This is a genomic window from Flavobacterium sp. 9AF, assembly GCF_902506265.1.
Taxonomy (GTDB): domain Bacteria; phylum Bacteroidota; class Bacteroidia; order Flavobacteriales; family Flavobacteriaceae; genus Flavobacterium.
The window spans coordinates 2,028,821-2,049,738 of sequence record NZ_LR733556.1; the positions used below are offsets into that span (position 1 = coordinate 2,028,821).

Annotated in this window: 10 protein-coding genes; 6 read left to right on the forward strand and 4 right to left on the reverse strand. The window is 31.7% G+C overall.

Annotation, left to right across the window (positions count from 1 at the left end):
* On the reverse strand, positions 1-3,271 hold a 3,271-nt coding region (locus HALO113_RS09220; RefSeq protein WP_159778749.1), incomplete at its 3' end, for a reprolysin-like metallopeptidase.
* 149 nt (positions 3,272-3,420) lie between these two features.
* On the opposite strand from HALO113_RS09220, the gene HALO113_RS09225 reads away from it, so the two are divergent.
* The 6 genes from HALO113_RS09225 (at position 3,421) to HALO113_RS09250 (ending at position 10,454) form a co-directional block, all read left to right on the forward strand.
* The gene (locus HALO113_RS09225) at positions 3,421-5,508 is read left to right on the forward strand and encodes a M43 family zinc metalloprotease (RefSeq protein ID WP_159778750.1); all 2,088 of its coding nucleotides are present in this window, start codon (positions 3,421-3,423) and stop codon (positions 5,506-5,508) included.
* A gap of 102 nt (positions 5,509-5,610) precedes the next feature.
* Complete coding sequence (locus HALO113_RS09230) at positions 5,611-6,543, forward strand: bifunctional riboflavin kinase/FAD synthetase (RefSeq protein ID WP_159778751.1); 933 nt, start codon at positions 5,611-5,613, stop codon at positions 6,541-6,543.
* 6 nt (positions 6,544-6,549) lie between these two features.
* Entirely contained in the window at positions 6,550-7,857 is a 1,308-nt protein-coding gene (locus HALO113_RS09235) for an HTTM domain-containing protein (RefSeq protein ID WP_159778752.1), read from the forward strand.
* Between the two features lie 67 nt (positions 7,858-7,924).
* Positions 7,925-8,368, forward strand: a complete 444-nt coding sequence (locus HALO113_RS09240; RefSeq protein ID WP_159778753.1) for a hypothetical protein — start codon at positions 7,925-7,927, stop codon at positions 8,366-8,368.
* 64 nt (positions 8,369-8,432) lie between these two features.
* Positions 8,433-9,518 carry a biotin synthase BioB gene (bioB, locus tag HALO113_RS09245; RefSeq protein ID WP_159778754.1) on the forward strand — a complete coding sequence of 362 codons (1,086 nt, stop codon included), beginning with the start codon at positions 8,433-8,435 and terminating at the stop codon, positions 9,516-9,518.
* A 72-nt stretch (positions 9,519-9,590) separates the two neighbouring features.
* On the forward strand, positions 9,591-10,454 hold the full coding sequence (locus HALO113_RS09250; RefSeq protein ID WP_159778755.1) for a cupin-like domain-containing protein: 864 nt from the start codon (positions 9,591-9,593) through the stop codon (positions 10,452-10,454).
* Between the two features lie 32 nt (positions 10,455-10,486).
* Here HALO113_RS09250 and HALO113_RS09255 read toward each other — a convergent pair whose 3' ends face one another.
* The 3 genes from HALO113_RS09255 to HALO113_RS09265 form a co-directional block, all read right to left on the reverse strand.
* Positions 10,487-11,875, reverse strand: coding sequence for a dipeptidase (locus HALO113_RS09255; RefSeq protein ID WP_159778756.1), 1,389 nt, complete (start codon positions 11,873-11,875; stop codon positions 10,487-10,489).
* A 98-nt stretch (positions 11,876-11,973) separates the two neighbouring features.
* Positions 11,974-16,098, reverse strand: a complete 4,125-nt coding sequence (locus tag HALO113_RS09260) for a reprolysin-like metallopeptidase (protein WP_159778757.1) — start codon at positions 16,096-16,098, stop codon at positions 11,974-11,976.
* Between the two features lie 133 nt (positions 16,099-16,231).
* Positions 16,232-20,863 carry a choice-of-anchor D domain-containing protein gene (locus HALO113_RS09265; RefSeq protein WP_159778758.1) on the reverse strand — a complete coding sequence of 1,544 codons (4,632 nt, stop codon included), beginning with the start codon at positions 20,861-20,863 and terminating at the stop codon, positions 16,232-16,234.
* Positions 20,864-20,918: the final 55 nt, after the last annotated feature.

A 20,918-nucleotide genomic window follows, 5' to 3' on the forward strand; every position in this document is an offset into this window, starting at 1 on the left:
CTATTATTCTTTTCACTGTTCTTAAGGAACCATCAGTGATTGAAACTAAGTAAATTCCACTTTGCACATTAATTAAATTAATATTTTGATCAAAGCTTCCTGTATTAGAAAATGATTTCTTAAACACTTCTCTACCGCTTATATCATAAACATTAATATTTATATCATTTGTAGTATGTGAAATGAATTTAACATTAAAATTACCATTATTAGGGTTTGGATATAACATAAAATTCTCCAATTCAAAATTCTCATTAGCTAATGCTTGAACAGAACAAATATTTAGACTCCAACTATTAATTGATCCTCCATCCTGATTAAACGCATCTTGTATCTTTAAAGACCAATTACCTACCGAATTTTGTCCGTTGAAAGCAGAAAGTGCTTGTGCAGGTATTCTTGTTCCAGTTAAAGTCGGGACAGTTGTATTACAAGTTATAGCTGTTCCAGAATCATCAAAAGTGGCATTAATGTCATCTCTTGAAGTACATACGCTTGCAAATAAAGTAATTTCTGTACCTGAAGGGCTAATTAACGATGCGGTTAAATCACTCACATATGTATGCGAGATATTTATTGTTACGTTTACATCAGAAATAGTTCCACCAGAAGGAATGTTTAAAGTTGAATATACTGTAGGTGCTCCTGATGAAGGTATGGTAACAGGTACATTTGTAGATGAAGTTGATGCACATGATACGATACCAGTAGTAAATTTAGATATACTTGATAAATTTCCTGTACAAGTAGCATTCTTTGCTTGCACTCTCCAAAAATAATTTGTTCCTTGACTTAATCCATTAAGTGTATAAGAATTTGTAGTAACATTCCCTGAGCTTATAATGTTTGTAAATCCATTATCTGTTGCGACTTGAACATCGTAAGATGTTGCTGCTGGACTTGGATTCCATACTAAATTAATGCTTGTATTAACACCATTGGCATTATTTGCTGGTGTAGCTAATATTACAGGACTAACACCTATATAGAGATAAAAAGGAACAGTCTTTGTAGTAGAACCTGAAGTAGCATTAACTAATATTTGGTAACTTCCTGCAGCTACTGCATTCAAATTACTCAATGTTAACGTTATATCACCATTTGAAGTAGCAGTTGTTGAACTAAAATTCATTGTAGCCCCTGCTGGCACACCTGTAGCAGAAAAAGTAGTTGTAGCACTAAAACCTCCTAAAGCTGCATAATCAAAAGTATAAGTAACTGTGGTAGGATTACAAGCTAAAATGTTTTGAGTTCCTTTAAAAGACACAGAAAAACTTGAAGGCGGTGAAGTTATAGAAAAATTTGTGTTAGAGATATCATAAAAAACTTGTTCATTTCCTTTTACCATTACTCTTTTATTTGTTCCAATACTATTAGCTGGAGCAGTAACTATTTCTGATCCATCATTGGGCACTTTACTAGCCAACAAAATTGGATAAGTTAGCCCTCCATCATTTGATAAATAAATATCCACAAATGGAGTATTTACACCATTTGAAGTAGTACCAGCTACATCCCAAGTTACCGTTTGATTAGAACCTGCCACCCATGAAACTGCTGTATTGGGTGATGTAACTACAAATGGACCTGCTATCTCGTTTACAGTTATTATTGTATCATCAAAACCAGTCTGCCCTTGACCTGCAACATTATCTCTTGCAGTTAATCTGAATTTTAAAGTTCTCGCAACCGAACTTAAAGCTTCTGCTGTAACTTCCAATCCATTTGTGGTTTGGCTATTAGCAATAGTAGAAGTTATAATTGGAAAATGTCTTACAGGCACAGATAAATCAGGATAACAAACCCAATTAGGTCCATTCGTTTTAGTTGCAGAAGCTGCACTAGCCGCACCTGTATTGCCTGTAGCATTGTCAAATTCTTCCCAAGTATAAGTCAAACCTAATGCACCACCCGCATCTGTTGCAGATCCAGTCAGTACAAAAGGCGTACTTTTAGGAATTATATAATCTGGACCTGCATTTACAACAGGTGCAGAATGAGTAATCGATACAGTAGTTGGACATGTTTTTCCTACCATATTAGCCTGAACTTGTGCAATACTTGCTGAATGGAATACATCTATAGAATGTAAATGTGTATCAAAATTTGTAATTCCAGCATAACCCATAATTGTAACGCCAGAACCAACTTCCATATTTACACCAGAACCTTCATTTCCGTGTGTGAAGGTATGATTTGCACCAAATTGATGACCTAATTCATGAGCCACAAAATCAATATCAAAATTATCTCCTACTGGAATTCCGTCAAGTGGTGATGTATAACCACTTCCTTTCTGATTGTTGATACAAACACACCCTATACATCCTGCATTTCCGCCACCACCTGTTGCTCCAAATAAATGTCCTACATCATAATTAGCTTCACCAATTACTGAAGTTAAAGTAGCTTGTAATTCCCCATTCCAATTACCTAAATTGGTAGCAGGAGAATATGGGTCTGTCGAAGCATTATAATATATAACATTATTATTGGTTGCAATAATATTCATATGAATTGCAAAATCTCTTTCAAATACACCATTAACTCTAGTCATAGTAGCATTAAATGCTGCATTTACTAATCCAACATTTACTGAACTTGTTGCTCCAAAATAATTTGCATACTCTGCTGTACAAGACAACGCTAATCTAAAATTTAGTAATGTACCCGTACTTGAACGGCCATTTATGTCAAAATCTGAAAAATTAGATTTAGATAGTTTATTTGCAAATTCTTGTTCTTTTGTTGTACAAGTAAATGGCAACTTACCTTTTACTCTTGACGAATTATATACAGCATATGTAATCCTATCTTCTGAATAAGGTTCCATAAATTCCGTTCCTTTATCTGCTCTAAAAACCATAGTTTGAATACCTTTAGGATCAATACTCATTCTTAAAGTAGCACGAGGATCGTCTATTCCATTTCCTGCATAGGATCTGATTTCAGGAAATTGAGCTTGCAATATGGGATCAAAATTTGAAGCTTCAAAAATTTCAAAGCGTTCTAATGTGCCTTGAACGTTTGGTAAAGTGATAATAATACCTTTTTCATTTCTTGAAAGCCTATCAGGAGCATTTTTAAGTAATTGTTTAAAAGTATTTAAATCTAAGTCTATTAAAACAAATGATTCTGGAAATGACTGCCTTTGAACTGTCTTATTTTTGGTAATATTTTTATTGGAAACTTTTTCCCAAGGCACTTTTATTTGTGAAAAAGAAAGATTCACAAATAAAAGAAAAAATAGAGGAAGTAATAATTTTTTCATAATATATTATAAAATTTGTTTTGTTTATAACAAATATAACAATAATTTAATGCTATTTTAAGATTTTTTACGTGAAAAATTAAGGTGACAATATTTAAAAAAATAGTTTAAATTGCGAGAAATTAAAAAACCAAAAAAATTAAATCTTAATGAAAAAAATAACTTTACTATTATTATTGTTGTCTTTGAGTTTAAATGCACAAATTAAAAAACAACAAACTAAATCATTTGGAAAAAAAATTGATGATGTAAAACGTTCACCTAGTGGTCACATAAAATGTGCTTCTGTAGAATATGAAGAACTTTTAAGACAAAACAACCCTAAAAGATTGAACGACCAAGAATTCGAAAATTGGTTAGCTCCATTAGTAGAAAAATATAAAAATGATCCTACTTATCGATCAGAAACGGGTGGCATCATTACGATACCAGTTGTTGTACATGTAATTCACAATGGAGATGCATATGGTTCTAATGAAAACATTCGTGACGAACAAGTAGAATCTCAAATTACAGTTTTAAATCAAGATTTTAGAAGAATGGCAGGCACACCAGGTTTTGGAATAGGTGTAGACACCCAAATTCAATTTGCGCTTGCAAAAGTAGACCCTAATGGCAACCCAACTAACGGTATTGATAGGATTAACTTATGTAGAGAAGATTGGAATGCGGGAACAAATAGTGCTACATTAGCACTTGTAAATGCTGAAATTAAACCACAAACAATTTGGAATGCAACAGATTATTTAAATATGTGGTCTGTTAATTTTGGTTCTTTAGGCTTATTAGGTTACGCGCAATTTCCTAGCTCATCAGGTTTAGCAGGATTAAATCCATCTGGTGGTGCTGCAAATACTGATGGCGTTGTGTCTAACTATGGTACATTTGGTTCTCGCTCTATTTATCCTGCTGGAAATTATGTTGGAACTCAATACGACAAAGGTAGAACAATGACTCATGAGGTTGGTCATTGGGTAGGATTAAGACATCTTTGGGGTGATGGCGATTGTAATTCTGATGATTATTGTAATGATACTCCAAATTGTGACGGAGATTATTATGCAGGTGCTAATACTGGAGGCTGTATTGCTCCAATACAATGTTCTGGAACAAGACAAATTCAAAACTACATGGACTATTCTGACGATAGCTGTATGAGTATTTATACTCAAAATCAAAAAGATAGAATGGTTGCCGTTTTTAATAATTCTCCAAGAAGAGTCTCTTTAAAAACATCAACTAAAGACATTGCTATTCCTTTATTTGCTAATGATGCAGAAATTAAAATCGAGAATGCTTGTGACGCTGTTTCAACATGTACAAATCCAAATGGAGGATTACCTTTAAAAGTGATTTCTTTATATAATAGAGGAACTTCAACTTTAACTACAGCTTCAATCAGTTATAATATTAATGGAGGAACTACTTACACTAATAATTGGTCTGGTTCATTGGCACCAAATAAATTTATTTACATAACATTAGCAAACACTGCGATTAATGGCACCCTAAATGCGTCAATTACAGCAGTAAATGGAGCAACAGATCAAAGAACAACAAATAATAACGCTTCTAAAACATTTAGCAATACTAATAGTACGCCATTAGACAATTATACTTACACTTCATATACATTTAATTTAATAGGTGACCCATTTGGTGCTGAAATAACTTGGCAATTAACAAACCAATCTGGCATGACATTATATTCTGGTGGACCATATACAAATCAACTTAACTCTGGAACACAAAATCTTATTACAAATCAAATATGGAATTTACCTGCAAACGGTTGTTATACTTTTACTATATTTGATTCTTTCGGTGATGGAATGGCAGGTAGCTCAACTGGTGGAGTTTCTAATAATGATGCTGGTAGCTGGACTATTAAGGCTAATAGTGGCGCAGTTACTATCGCATCAGGCGGAGGCAATTATGGAGACAGCGAATCTTATCTGTTTTCTAACAATGCCTTGAATTCTGAAAGTTTTGATTTATTGAATTCTATTTCATTATATCCTAATCCAACTAACTCAATTTTAAACATTAGCATTCCAGTTGAACTTAATTATCCCGCTAATTATGAAATTTACAACAATTTAGGTCAAGTTATTAAGTCTTCAAATATTAATAGTTCAGATTTACAAATAAATACTTCAGAATTCACTAATGGGATTTATTTTATAAAAATGAATTTTGAGAACAATTCTAAAACATTACGCTTTATTAAAAATTAATTTTATAATATAAAGAATAATTTAAGCGGATTGATAAATTTTATCAGTCCGCTTTTTTTAACTGAACTTTAAAATACTTATTTTTGCTAGAAATATTTCACCTTGAACGTTTTTAATTCTATTTCTTCATTTACCAGTACTGCAAAAACTATTGTTACAATAGGAACTTTTGATGGAGTTCATATAGGACACAAAAAAGTACTTAAGAAGCTCCAAACTATAGCAAAAGAAAAAAATGCCGAAAGTACAATTCTTACTTTTTTTCCACATCCAAGAATGGTTTTACAGCAAGATTTAAACATAAAACTTTTAAATACTATTGAAGAAAAAAAAGAATTACTCTCTAAATATGATATTGATAATTTAATTATTCATCCTTTTGACAAAACTTTTTCAAGACTTACAGCAGAAGAATTTGTCAAAAATATCTTAGTAGATCAATTAAATATTTGTTCAATAATTATTGGTTATGATCATCGTTTTGGAAGAAATAGAACTGCGACTATTTCAGATTTAATTGATTTTGGTATAAAATATAATTTTGATGTAAATCAAATAACAGCAAAAGAGATTGATGAAATAACTGTTAGTTCAACTAAAATTAGAAATGCACTTTTGGAAGGAAATATTCAAATTGCAAATGATTTTTTAGGCTATCCTTATTCTTTAAATGGAACTGTCATTGAAGGAAAAAAAATTGGAAGAACAATTAACTTCCCCACAGCTAATATTAATGTAAAAGAAGAATATAAACTAATACCTCAAAATGGAGTTTATATTGTTTCTGTTGAAGTTGATAAAGTAACATTTTTTGGAATGATGAATATAGGTAATAATCCTACTGTTACATCAACTTTTCAAAGTATTGAAGTACATATTTTCGATTTTAATGAAGATATCTATGGTAAGCAAATAACGATACATTTTCTCGAAAGAATTAGAAATGAAAATAAATTTAACTCTCTTGACGATTTAAAATCTCAACTTGAGAAAGATAAAATTTTCGCATTATCAAGAATAAACAAAAATAAATAAGTATCAATGAATAAGATGCTTTTTAAAAATACTGATATAGCTCCATTAGTTGTTTTTAGAATATTTTTTGGATTTTTAATCGCTTGTGAGAGTTTTGGTGCTATAATTACGGGTTGGGTAAAAAATGTATTAATTGCACCAAAATTCACTTTCAGTTTTATTGGTTTTGAATGGTTACAACCTTTATCTGGTAATGGAATGTATTACTATTTCGCCATTATGGGATTAATGGGCATTTTCATCATGATAGGCCTACGATATACTTTTAGTATGTTATCATTCACATTATTATGGTCGGGTGTTTATTTTATGCAAAAGACATCTTATAACAATCATTATTATTTGCTTATGATTATAAGCTTTATGATGATTTTTTTACCTTCAAATCATTATAAATCTTTGGATGTAAAGCTAGGTTACCTATCTGAAAAGCAAACAATCCCTTATTGGATATATTTGATTTTTATAATTCAAATTTCTATTGTTTATTTTTATGCTTCTTTGGCAAAGATATATCCAGATTGGCTAGATGGCACCTTCACTAAAAATCTATTACAAGGCGCAACAAATCGTACATTTTTTTTAAAATTATTTGCTGAAAAATGGTTTTACTTATTCATTGCATATGCAGGAATATTATACGATTTATTAATAATCCCTTTTTTATTATTTAAAAAAACTAGAAATATAGCTTTAATTGCTTCTTTAGTTTTTCATTTATTTAATGCTGTAGTATTACAAATTGGAATTTTCCCCTTTTTTGCATTAAGTTTTGCTCTTTTTTTCTACGAGCCTTACAAAATAAGAAAATTGTTTCTTAGGAATAACACGACAACTACATTTTCTGAAAATTATGATTATAGAAATAAAAGACTATTTTTCTTCTTTTTTCTCCCTTTTTTATGCCTACAATTACTTTTACCCTTACGTCACTATTTTATAAAAGGAGATGTATTATGGACTGAGGAAGGACATCGATTAAGCTGGAGAATGATGTTAAGAGAACGAAGCGGTAATATCTCCTTTAAAATAATTAATAATACTACCAAAGAAACAACCCTATATAATTACCATAAAAATCTTACTCACAAACAGGCTGCGCAACTTCCTACAAAACCAGATTTTATTTGGCAATATTGTCAAAAAATAAAAGAAGAATATCATGACAAAAACATATCTATATATATAACCTGTTCAAATTCTATTAATAGAAAATCTTATCATCCTTTAATCAAACCAGAATATGATATGGCAAAAGCCAAATGGAATTATTTTTCTCACAATGAATGGTTAACTCTTTACAATATAGAATGATTTAACATTTGATTTTCAGTTATTTATGTTTTTTTTAGTTATCTTTATATAATTAAATTGACATTTTATGAAAAACTCAATCGAAATTAAAAATGGCTTCCTAATTTTTCTAGGAATAGGTTTGTTCTTTCTTATTATGGATGTTTTAGGATTTGCAGATAAGAATTATTTAAGAATTTTCAATGCAGTAATTGTATTATATGGGATAAATAAAACCATTAGATTTAATCTAAATCACGGTCATTCGGATTATTTAGAAAACCTAATTTCTGGTTTCAAAACAGGAGTTATTGGTGTGGTATTAGGTATTATAGGGCTAATTATTTTTATATATTTAAAAGGTGGAGAATCCTATTTATCTAAGCTTTCAGATACTTTCTTCTTTGTGGGTAAAACCAATATTATCAAATATTCTACGGCATTATTATTTGAAGGTATCGCTTCTAGTTTAATTGGTTCCTTCGCATTAATGCAATACTGGAAAGATATTGTTTTAAATTCAAAATATTAATTGACTTATATTTCTTTTAGTTTTCAAAACTAATTCCCTACTTTTGAAGACTAAAAGAAATTTAATGAATACTATTAGATACAATTGGACAAAAGAAGAAATAATCGCTATCTATAATAAACCTTTAATGGATTTATTATATGAAGCTGCAACAATACATAGACAATTTCACAATCCAAATGTTGTACAAGTTTCTACTTTATTATCTATAAAAACAGGTGGATGTCCAGAAGATTGCGGGTATTGTCCACAAGCTGCAAGATATCACACAAACATTGAAGGAAATGATTTAATGTCAGTTTCTCAAGTAAAAGCACAAGCTTTAAGGGCTAAAGCATCAGGTTCATCTAGAGTATGTATGGGTGCAGCATGGAGAAATGTTAAAGACGGTCCCGAATTTGATCAAGTTTTAGAAATGGTTAGGACAATCAATAAGCTTGACATGGAGGTTTGTTGTACTCTAGGAATGATTACTGAAAATCAAGCAAAACGTTTAGCAGAAGCGGGTTTATATGCTTACAATCACAATTTAGACTCTTCAGAAGAATATTATAAAGAAATTATTTCAACAAGAGGTTATGAAGATCGTTTGCAAACTATAGATAATGTTAGAAAAACTAACGTTACTGTTTGTAGTGGTGGTATTATAGGAATGGGAGAAAGTATTGAAGACAGAGCTGGCATGCTAGTTGCATTAGCTTCATTAAACCCTCAACCTGAATCAGTACCAATTAATGCTTTAGTTGCTGTAGAAGGAACTCCTTTAGAAAATGAAAAGCCTGTTGAAATTTGGGACATGATACGCATGGTTGCAACAACTAGAATCGTAATACCAGAAACTCAAGTTAGATTATCTGCAGGCAGAACTCAAATGAGTAGAGAAGGACAAGCCATGTGTTTCTTTGCTGGAGCAAATTCAATTTTTGCTGGAGATAAATTATTAACTACTCCTAATCCAGATGTTAATGAAGATATGAAAATGTTTGAATTATTAGGACTTACTCCTCAGAAGCCTTTTATTAAAAAAATGCAACCTCAAACTGTAGAAGCTGAAGACTCTGAATATTCAAGTCTTGGAGAAAAACCAAAATGGTCAAGACCAAGTCATGTAATTGAGAGAAATGTTGAAGCATCGCAAAAAAGTAAATAAAGTTTTCATAAATTTTTAAATTTTTGATAACATTTAAATAAATTTGCTCTAAGTAAACTTAGAGCATTTTTTATGTCTTCATTACATTTAACTGAAATTGAACGTGTAGAAACTATTTCAAAAGAAGATTTTTACACAAACTATGTAAAAAAACAAAAGCCATTAGTTATAGAAAAATTAACTACAGATTGGCCTGCTTACTCAAAATGGAATTTAGAATATATTAAAAATATTGCTGGAGATAAAACGGTTCCATTGTATGATGATAGACCTGTATCTTACAAAGATGGTTTTAATGAAGCGCATGCAAAAATGAAAATGAACGACTATATAGATTTGCTTCAATCAAAACCGACAAATTATCGCATTTTTTTGTATAATTTAATGAAAGAAGTTCCTACTCTTCAAAATGATTTTAAATGGCCTAAAATTGGCCTAAAATTAGTTAAACAATTACCCATGTTGTTCTTTGGAGGTGAAAATTCTAAAGTCTTTATGCATTTCGACATTGATTATTCAAATATCTTACATTTTCATTTTCATGGTATTAAACAATGTGTTTTATTTGAACCCAACCAAACTCCGTATTTATATAAAGTACCTTATTCATTAATTTCAAGAGAAGATATCGATTTTGACAATCCAAATTTTGATAAATTTCCAGCTTTAAAAAAAACTAAGGGTCTGATTTGTAATCTAAAACACGGAGAAATGCTATATATGCCGGAAGGTTATTGGCACTATATGAAATATGTTACTCCTGGATTTTCGATGAGTTTAAGAGCTTTTCCAAGAAAACCTGTCAATTTAATAAAAGCAGTCTATAATGTGTTTTTTATGCGTTATTATGATAATTTTATGCGCAAAAGAAAAGGACAAGCTTGGATAGACTATAAAAATGAAAAAGCCATTTTAAATACAAATAAAAATATTTAACAAAAAAGCCACTTTTAAAAGTGGCTTTTCTGCTATTTACTCATTTCTACAAAATACTTGTAAAAAAGTGGAATAGTTTCAATTCCTTTTAAATAATTAAATATTCCAAAATGTTCATTTGGTGAATGGATAGCATCGCTATCTAATCCAAATCCCATTAAAATTGTTTTACTTTTTAATTCTTTCTCAAATAAAGCTACAATAGGAATACTTCCTCCTGAACGAACAGGAATGGCAGGCACACCAAATGTTTCAGTGTAAGCTTTATTTGCTGCTTGATAACCTATACTATCTATAGGTGTAACATAACCTTGTCCTCCATGATGTGGTTTCACTTTTACTTTTACAGCTTTTGGAGCAATACTTTCAAAATGCTTCTTAAATAAATCTGTTATTTCTTCCCAATCTTGATTTGGAACTAAACGCATAGATATTTTAGCATAAGCTTTACTTGCAATAACTGTTTTTGCTCCTTCACCTGTATAACCACCCCAAATACCGTTTACATCTAATGTTGGACGTATAGAATTTCTTTCGTTAGTAACATAACTCTCTTCACCATATACATCATCAATATCCAATGCATTCTTATATTTTTCTAATGAAAAAGGAGCTTTAGCCATTTCGGCTCTTTCTTCATTAGATAGCTCTTCTACTTTATCATAAAACCCTGGAATGGTAATATGATTATTTTCATCATGAAGAGAAGCTATCATTTTCGATAATATGTTAATTGGATTAGCTACAGCACCACCATATAAACCAGAATGCAAATCTCTATTTGGACCAGTAACTTCAACCTCAACATAGCTTAAGCCACGTAAACCTGTAGTAATTGAAGGCTGTGAATTTGAAATCATCCCAGTATCAGAAATTAATATTACATCATTAGCTAGTTTTTCTTGATTTCGTTCAACAAACCAACTTAAACTTTTTGAACCTACTTCCTCTTCTCCTTCGATCATAAACTTCACATTACAAGGTAAGCAATTATTTTTAATCATATATTCAAATGCCTTAACGTGCATATACATTTGCCCTTTGTCATCACAAGCACCTCTTGCAAAAATGGCTCCTTCTGGATGCAAATCAGTATTTTTTATTATGGGTTCAAATGGAGGAGAGTTCCATAAATCGATTGGATCGGCTGGTTGTACATCATAATGTCCATAAATAAGTACTGTAGGTAAATTAGTATCTATAATTTTTTCTCCATACACAATTGGATATCCAGGTGTCTCGCAAAGTTCTACAAAATCACACCCTGCTTTTTCAAGACTAGTTTTAACCGCTTCTGCTGTCATGATTACATCATGCGAAAAAGCACTATCAGCGCTAACTGAAGGTATTTTTAACAATTCGATTAATTCATTTATAAATCGCTCTTTATTCTCTTCGACGTATTCTTTTATGTTTTTCATTATCTAATTTGGTTTGTAAGCCAAAGTTACAAAATAATATAATCAAAAAAAATGAGTTGTTATTTCTAACAACTCATTCATATTAAAATTCTACGCGATTAAAAAATAATTTTTTTACTAATCACTTGACCATTAGTTAATGTAACTTTGACAATTAATCCTTGATTTCTTACTTCTAAACTATTTACCGAAAAATTCTTATTATTTATGCTTTTTTCATTTAACAAATTTCTACCTAATACATCATAGATACTAATTGATTTGATAATTTCTTTTTCACTATTAACAAAAATTGTATTGTTTTGAGTATAAAGAACAATCGCATTTTCATTTATAAAAACATCTGTATTTAAAGTTACATTTTTATATACTATTTCAAAACGATCTTCAAATGTTCCAACTTGAGAATTAAACGAGTAGGATGTTTGCGTAATATCATGGATTACATTTGTATATTTATCTTTTATATATATAGTTTGTGAATCAAATAATCCGTCTTTATTCTCTAGACTAATTGAGTACATTCCTGGAATTTCGACTTTTAATCCTAGGTTAACAATATCATTATCATCAAAAGGCAAACTTCTTCCTTGTATAACATATTCTTCATTATTAATAATACTATAAATATAAGTACTATTAACATTATCTAGTGTTTTTCCATCAATCAAGTTATCAAAACCTAGAGTAGCGCCATCTATATAACCAACTAATATTTGATTATATGAATTTGTATCATTATTTAAATTCAACCAAAATCTATGTAGATTAGTATTTGTAGAACTCTTAAAGAATTGAGTACTTGTAGAAGCATTTACTCTTTGAAAATTAGTAAATGTAGCACTACCAAAATCATAAGCTCTAACAAAGAAACCTTGGCCAGTTTGAATAATCCCATTTGGCGCACTACCACCAGCCGCAGCCGCAGTACCTCCAAGTTTTGTATAAGAAGCATAATTATTAACTGGATAAACACCAGCACTTGCAGCTGCTGTATGGGTCCAAAAATACAATGCTCCAACTGTGGTTGCATTATCTTCCATAAATCTTGAAGCATCTATAGGTGATGCATACGGATTACCAATCAAATTATATCCTTTTCCTAAACTTGTAACTAAGTTCCCGTTATAAGGTACTCCATCATATTGTCCATTATAAACTGCTGGAATAGTTGCAGACCAATTATTATCTACTCGAATCATATATCCTTTTCCAGAAGCAAAGTTATTAGTTGGACTAACAGATTGATAAGCCGTTGGTGTAGTAGTTCCAGTATATAAATATTCGTAAAAACGAGTAGGCACCGTATTTGGAGAAAAATCTAATAATTGTTGTCCAACAACTGGTGAAGCCCATGCTGTATAATCTAGACGAATCATTGGCGTTGAACTTTTCTCTACAATTATATTCCCCGAATTTACTGCACTAGCATCAATTTGTCTTAAAGCACCATTGTTTTTTACCGTAAGTGATCCTCCAGAATTTACAACAACTTCATTTGTTACTATCAAGGTATTTCCAGCTGATACGATTACGCTTGCTCCTGTATTTACAATTACAGAACATGCTTCAATATTAGAACTTAAAGTATAATTGCCATCAAAAATAGCTACCACATTCTTTAAAGGAACACCATTTGACCAAGTAGAACCATTCCAAGTTGTTGCAATAACACCACATGCATTAGGCGATTCTTCAATTGTTGTTTGAGTTGTACAAATTTCAAAAGTTAAAGAATTAAGTGTCCCTGTATCTCCTTGATATCCATCTACAGCTAAAAATGACCAAGTTCCATTTGCAAGTTTTCCATTATACACATTAAATGTAGAAGACGGTTGATATGTACCTGGCCCTAATATAGTATTAGTATTTCCAGAACATGGTATAGCAGTTGCAGCCTGTGAATCTAAACTAATATTATTAAAACCATTTTGGTTTGTACACACTCCATTTACATATAAAACTTGGGTTCCATCCGGGTGATTAAGAGCTAAAACTACATCTTGTATATATGTATGGCTTACATTTAAATTAAGAATATTCACATCTGAAATAGTTCCTGACATAACAGGAACATTGGTCGTAAAACCTACAACAGTTCCAAAACCGCCACCAGCTTGTCCATCTGGAATGGATAAATTAGGTGTAAAAGGATATTGATTACATGTAGTCGTAGTAGTTACTGTATATCCAATAGCAAAATCATTCGTATTAATTGCATAAAAATCATTCCCTGTTGGCTCAATTAAAATCCTACAATAAGGTGAAGCAACATTTGGTATAGTAACACTTTGAGTTCCATCATTTGGAGTATTACTTACTAAAGTTATTGGAAAAGTTTGTCCACCATCGGTCGAAAGTTTAATATTCACATTCGCAGCACCAGTCATAGTATTAGTACTATTTACTGACCAAGTTATCGTTTGTGAAGAACCTTGTGTATAAGAAATACCTGAAGTATTCTGAGAAGTTACCAAGAAAGGTCCTTTAGTTCTATCAAAAGTAACTACAATATTTGCACTTTTGTTATTTCCACCTCCTGGACGATTATCTCGAACGGTCATTTTAAAATTTAATATTCTATTGGCACTTGGGTTATTTGGAATAATTTCCCATTGATTTCCAGTAATACCATTAGCTATATGGTCTTGCATTCTAGGAAAATATCTAATACCATTATTTTTAGGCATAAAAGATCTAAAATTTGCTCCATTGGTTTTTGTTTCTGAAGGATAGGAAGCAGCAGCACCAACAGTAGTAGCATCGTCAACCTGTTCCCAACAATAGGACAATACATCTCCTGCATCGACATCAGTAGCTGTTCCTATTAATTTAAACGCAGTTCCTCTAGGCAATGTTTTGGTTGCTATAGTGCTTGGTACAGGCACCGCATTTGAAGTTGCAATTATAGTAGGACAGGATTTACTCTTAATATTGGTTGTAATTTGCTGAATTGAACCCGCATGAAAAATTGGAATTGAATGATTTGCTACATCTGTAGCTCCAGTTATTCCAGCATATCCCATAATGGTTACTCCAGAACCTGGCTCCATATTAACTGAATTATTTTCTGCACTATGAGAAAAAGTGTGATTTCCTCCTAGTTGATGACCAATTTCATGAGCCACGTAATCTACATCAAAATTATCACCAAAAGGTATTCCATCTCCTGGTGAAGTATAACCACTTCCTTTATACGCTACTGGATATACTTGAGGGTCACCTGGATATGTAGTTGTTGATTGATCATCACTACATACACAACCTATACATCCTGCGTTACCACCTCCACCAGAAGCTCCAAATAAATGGCCTATATCAAAACTGGCATTTCCCAACACACTACTAAGTGTATTCATTAATTGTAAATTCCATGGATCCATATTAGTTGAAGGGGAATATGGGTCAGTTGCTGAATCATAATAAATTACATCTGTTGTATTAGCTATTAATTGCATGGTACAATTAAAATCCATTTCGAATAAAGCATTTACACGCGTGTAAGTTGCATTAAAAGCTGCTAACACTAAATTAACTTGTGCTGCAGTAGTTGCACCAAAATAATTAGCATATTCACCAGTACAAGATTGAGCCATTCTGAATACTCTTAAATTAGAATCATCAGCATCTCTATTTGTATTATCCAACACTCCTTTAGGATTACCAAATTTGCGTACTGCCTCATCAGTGGAACAAATAAAATCTCCATCTGCTTTTTTAGATTTAGCTCTATCAAAAACAATTATTGTTTTATAATCCTCCGAAATTGGATCAATAATATAGGTTCTTTGTTCAGATCCAGATCGTATAAGCGCGCTTATACCATTATAAGGTGAAATACTAAATCGTATTGTATTTGAAGGATTTGATACTCCTTGACCTGCATAAGATTTGATTTCAGGGAATTTCAATTGCAAATCGCTTTCAAATGTTGATGCTTCTACAATTCGATATTGTTCTAAAATACCTTCTGGGTTAGGGATAGAAACAATCACCGAAGAAATACCAAAAAAATTTTCTCTTTTAGGTACATTCACTAAACTTGTTTTGAATCTTTGATAATCAAATTCAAATAATTTATATTCAGAAGGCCATGATGATCTTCTAATTTTTCCTAATTTATCTAAATTAGTATTTGCTATATTTTTCCAACTATTTTCTTTTTGGGAAAAAATTTGTAAAAACGAAAAACATAAGGTTAATAACAGTAATTTTTTTCTCATCTTTTGTTAAGGTTATAAATAGTTTAGGTTAATTGAAAAAAACAAATATAAAATTATTTTAATATTTTTAACTATTTTAAACAAAAAAACCGCTTAAAAGCGGCTTTTTTTAAGTAATTTCTTATTTATAATATTAATAAATTATTTTTTTAGTTATTGTTACTTCATTATCTAATTCTACTTTTATAATTAATGGACTGTTATTCTTCATCAACCCATTAATTATAACACTTGTATTAGTATTGTTTTTTTGGCTAGCAATTCTTCTTGCTAAAATGTCGTATACTTCAACAGATTTTATGCTTTTATTGGATAAAGATTTTATTTCAATAGATTGCTCATTTAGGATAAAAGAAAAATCATTTTGATTTTGGAATGTATCATTAGAAAGTGTTGCATTAGTATATCTCAAAACAAATCTATCGTTAAATGTTCCCACGACAGAATTAAATGTATATGGTGAAACTTTTAAATCATGGATTACATTTAAATACAAATCTTCTAAATAAATCTCTTGTTGATCAAAAAGACCATCAATTGCAAAAACACCAATAGAATTTAATCCTGATTTTACTATCTTAACTCCTAAAGAAACTTTGTCATTAACTTCAAATGGAAATCTTCCTTGAATATCCATTTTTTTATCATTAATAATAGAATATATTGACGCTTCAGATGAGGCTAATTTTACAGCATCATACATTCTGTCATGTCCCATAGTAGCACCATCTAAATAGCCAATTAAAGTCCTTGATGTTTTATTTGTTTCTGTAGTTAAATCCAACCAAATTCTACTTTTTGCACTTGCATTTGCGGTTCTGTAAAACTGACTATTATCATAGGCTCTATTTCTCAATGAATTATTAAAAATTACATTACTACTAGCAGTAGCGCCATCATTCATAATTGTAAAAAAACTTTGCCCACCTGCTACAAAACCATTAAAAGAAGATGGTCCTGCGCTTGCTCCAGTACTATTATAAATTATATAATCGTTTACAGTATAATTAGATTGATAACTAGCATAAAAAGGATTTTGGATAGCTGATGAAGGTGAAGTACCGTGAGTCCAAATTCGAATTGCTCCTTCAATATTAGTGTTTAATGTAAGAAAATCTATGGCGTTAATAGAAGATGGATATGGATTTCCAACTAAATTTAAATTATCATCTAAATTTGTAATTACTATTCCATTATTTCCTGCATAATCTGCACCTGTGTAATTTCCTCTTTGAATAGTGGTTGAAAAAACTCCGTTTCTTGGAATTCCATTAAAAGATCTAGATAAAACACCTCTCATAATATATCCAACACCGGGTTGCATCGCCGTACCTAATGATGATGTCCAATACCCAATACCTCCATTTGGATTAGTTAAAATTGGATTCCACACATACACATTTCCTGTAGCAGGAGTGTTGATAACATCTACAGGTGAAGACCAATATACATAGTCTAAAGAACCTCCTGTTGTAGTTCTCTCATATGTTATATTTCCTGTATTAACCCCTAAATCATTGACTTGAATTAAAGAACCGCTATTTAAAACGCTCATAGCTCCATCAACAGTCAAATTATTATTTACTTGAATAAAATCATTAGCATTAATGGTCACCGTTTTACCTGATTCAACATTTAAATTACCTGTAGCTATTAAATCATTAGATATATTAGTAGCAAAATTATTATTCAACACAACATTGTAGAATATTTCTGTCCCAAGCGGTGTTACTGAATTAATTATCTGATCTGTAGCTCCCCTGAAAATTATCGTTCCATTTCCTTCTTCAAATGCGGTCTCGCTACTATTATTAGTCCAGTTTCCATGTAGGAAAATTTTCCCATCCATAGTTCCAGCATTAGAGTCGTCCATATCTAAGATTCCTGTATTGTCTATTAACAAATTACCATATACTTCTAAAGCATTATTCGTGTTACCTAAAATTTCTACTTTACTTCCAAGAATATCCATATTTTTACAAACAGCCAAATCAGAGTAAATATCGGAATAAGTTGCAGTATAATCTATTCTTGCTACATTAGTTGCTGAAGCATTTACCAAAACATCTGTAGTCGCATTTGGAACCACAAGACCTGACCAATTTGCACAGTTAAACCAATTTGTATCAACCCCTCCTACCCATTGCCCTGATGGATTACTTGGACCTATATTAAATGTTCTACCTGCACTAGTTGCCACATTATTGGTAGGATTAAGATTATATCTTCCTGTACCTAAAGTCCAATTATTCCCAACATCTGCTACAGCATTAATAATTTGGTAAATAGAGGCTAAACCATGTTCTTTATCATTCTCATAATAACCACTTACTGCACTTGTACTAATACTCTCAACATTAAAACAAGTTAATGCTGCTGGCAATCTAGATTCTCTTGGATTTGCCGATGTTGTCAAGCTAGAACCACTACACGCATTAGATAATGGCACCCAAGCTGCTCTATTGGTCAATCCATGCAATAAAGTTCCTGATAAATAATAATTTGCCTGATTTAAATCTATGCTACCATCTGAAGTAAAACTACCTTGCACCAAATACATTTGATCAGGTGAACTAGTCGATATATTAGGAGTTAGCAAAGTTCCTCCTATTACATTCCCTGAAAAATCTACCGTTCTATTACTAGAAACATTATTTGTAATTACATTAAGCGTACCAAACCAATTAGCGGTTCCATTAGTAATTATTTGTAATACAGATCCTGCGGAAATAACAGAACTTCCATTATAAGTGATATCTACTTGATAAGGTGCTTCGCTAGGATCATCTCCTCCACCTCCCCATTTATTTGTTCTCAATCCAGCAGCAGCACCTGCTTCGTATCTAGAATTTACAATAGAAAAAACTGTTCCTGGTAAAATATCTACCAAAGTAGCTACTAAATATTCATCTTCAGCTCCACTTCCATGAATTTGTCCATCATAACCCGTAAAAATTAATTCACCAGGTTTAAATGTGGTACCACCTGTTACAGAATTTGAAGCAATTGCTAAAATATCAAAATTATATAACGATTCATTAGAATCAGAATTAGTTATATTAATAGTATTAGTAAACAAGCCTGCAGTTCCACTATTAAAAGTAACAGTAAAAAAAGTAGATCCACCAGATGGAATTACACTCAGCGAAGGCTGTGCAATTGTAAATTCTTGAGGGAGAGAATTATCAGCTAATGTTATTGGAAGTGTCAAGTTTAAATCGGTTGTTCCAATATTATGTATAACAAAAGTTTGAACTACATTTGTATTAATCAAAGTACTTCCAAAATAGGTATTATCTGTAGTTGAAGGAGTGGTATCTCCATCAACAATTGACAAACTATTACCTGTCACATCAATTTCTGGACCCGAAGGAGGTGTTCCACAAAAAACATTTACGTTTTGAATATACCATGGTGACGTAGTCGATGACGCTTTTCTAAAACGAACATATACAGAGGAATATGCTGTATATGCAGATAAATCTACAGTACAAAAAGTTGTCCCTCCACTAGTTGTGTTTCCTAAGTTGTAGGTGGCTACATTTGTAAAAACACCCGTTTGAGTCGTCGTAGATACTTCAATAAATAAATCTTTGGCAGTAGTATTTGTGGTTCTTCTTAAATCAAAAGTTAAGGAAGATGGATAGGAAAGCATCAAAGTTGTTAACTCACCCGCGTTAGCACCAAATACTGCTTCACCCCCAGAATAAGTAATTGAAGTCTCAATCCATCCAGATGGAGTTGTTGAAAAAGAAGACTCACTCAAACAAGGTCCTGTTGTAACTGTTAAACTTGCCGAAGAAGAAGTAACTGATGCACAAGGTGAAGTACCATTAACTATTACTCTATATAAATAACCACTCATGCCTAAAGTAGTTGCAGGAGTAGTGTAACTATTCGAACTTGCTCCAATGTTTGACCAAGAACCACCTCCATTAGTAGATACTTGCCATTGATACGAAATCGCATTTGTAGCTACTACACTAAATGTTGCAGTTGTTCCAGTTGTTACAGATTGATTTGTAGGTTGTGTAGTTATAACGACGGGATTAATTATAGATACAACTTGAGAAACTGTTCCAGTTGACCAACAAGTTCCGTTAAAAATTCTTACATAATAAGTTCCTGAGGTTGAAACAGAATAAGCAGCGGTTGTAGGAAAAGAAGTATCTGTTCCTGTAGCACTAGTTTGCCAATAAGCTGTAGCACTTGGTGAAGAATAATTTAAACTAGAAGATCCACAAGCTGATGTTACAGCAATTGTTCCACTAGGATCAACAGGTGGTGTACATGCAGAATATGTTGTCCATGAAATATCATCAATTTTAATTTGAGCACCTGAAGTTCGCAATTCTAAAACTACACTTCCAGATACATTAATGGATTGACTATAAACAACTACAGCGTCCGATGTGGGAGAAACAGTTATTGTCGTTCCAATTTGTGATCCGTTTACCCAAACTTGAATACTTCTCGAACTAGTCCCAGTGAATGCACGTACATATGAAAAATTGAGTACGCCCATTCCACCAGCATAGGTTGGTGAAGTCACTGAACCTGAGCCATTTGTACAAATTGCTTTTCCATTTAAGGTTTGATCAGTTCTTGCTGCTGTAGCATTCCAAGTAACTGCATCTGTCCCAGTCCAGTTTCTTGTTAAATAACTTGTTGAAGAAGCAGTTGGAATATTTGAAAAATTCTCCAATCCTTGCGCACACGCAAAATACCCCATAAAAAGGGTAATTAATAGTAATCTTAGCTTCATTGGTTAATAGCTTTAAAGATTTGGTTAATAACAAAATAGCCTTTAAAAGTAGACA

Bases quoted from the DNA above. Each gene is read 5' to 3' on its own strand.
- HALO113_RS09255 (WP_159778756.1), bottom strand. From the start codon at position 11,875: ATGAAAAACATAAAAGAATACGTCGAAGAGAATAAAGAGCGATTTATA.
- HALO113_RS09260 (WP_159778757.1), bottom strand. From the start codon at position 16,098: ATGAGAAAAAAATTACTGTTATTAACCTTATGTTTTTCGTTTTTACAA.
- bioB (WP_159778754.1), top strand. From the start codon at position 8,433: ATGAATACTATTAGATACAATTGGACAAAAGAAGAAATAATCGCTATC.
- HALO113_RS09250 (WP_159778755.1), top strand. From the start codon at position 9,591: ATGTCTTCATTACATTTAACTGAAATTGAACGTGTAGAAACTATTTCA.
- HALO113_RS09235 (WP_159778752.1), top strand. From the start codon at position 6,550: ATGAATAAGATGCTTTTTAAAAATACTGATATAGCTCCATTAGTTGTT.
- HALO113_RS09240 (WP_159778753.1), top strand. From the start codon at position 7,925: ATGAAAAACTCAATCGAAATTAAAAATGGCTTCCTAATTTTTCTAGGA.
- HALO113_RS09225 (WP_159778750.1), top strand. From the start codon at position 3,421: ATGAAAAAAATAACTTTACTATTATTATTGTTGTCTTTGAGTTTAAAT.
- HALO113_RS09265 (WP_159778758.1), bottom strand. From the start codon at position 20,863: ATGAAGCTAAGATTACTATTAATTACCCTTTTTATGGGGTATTTTGCG.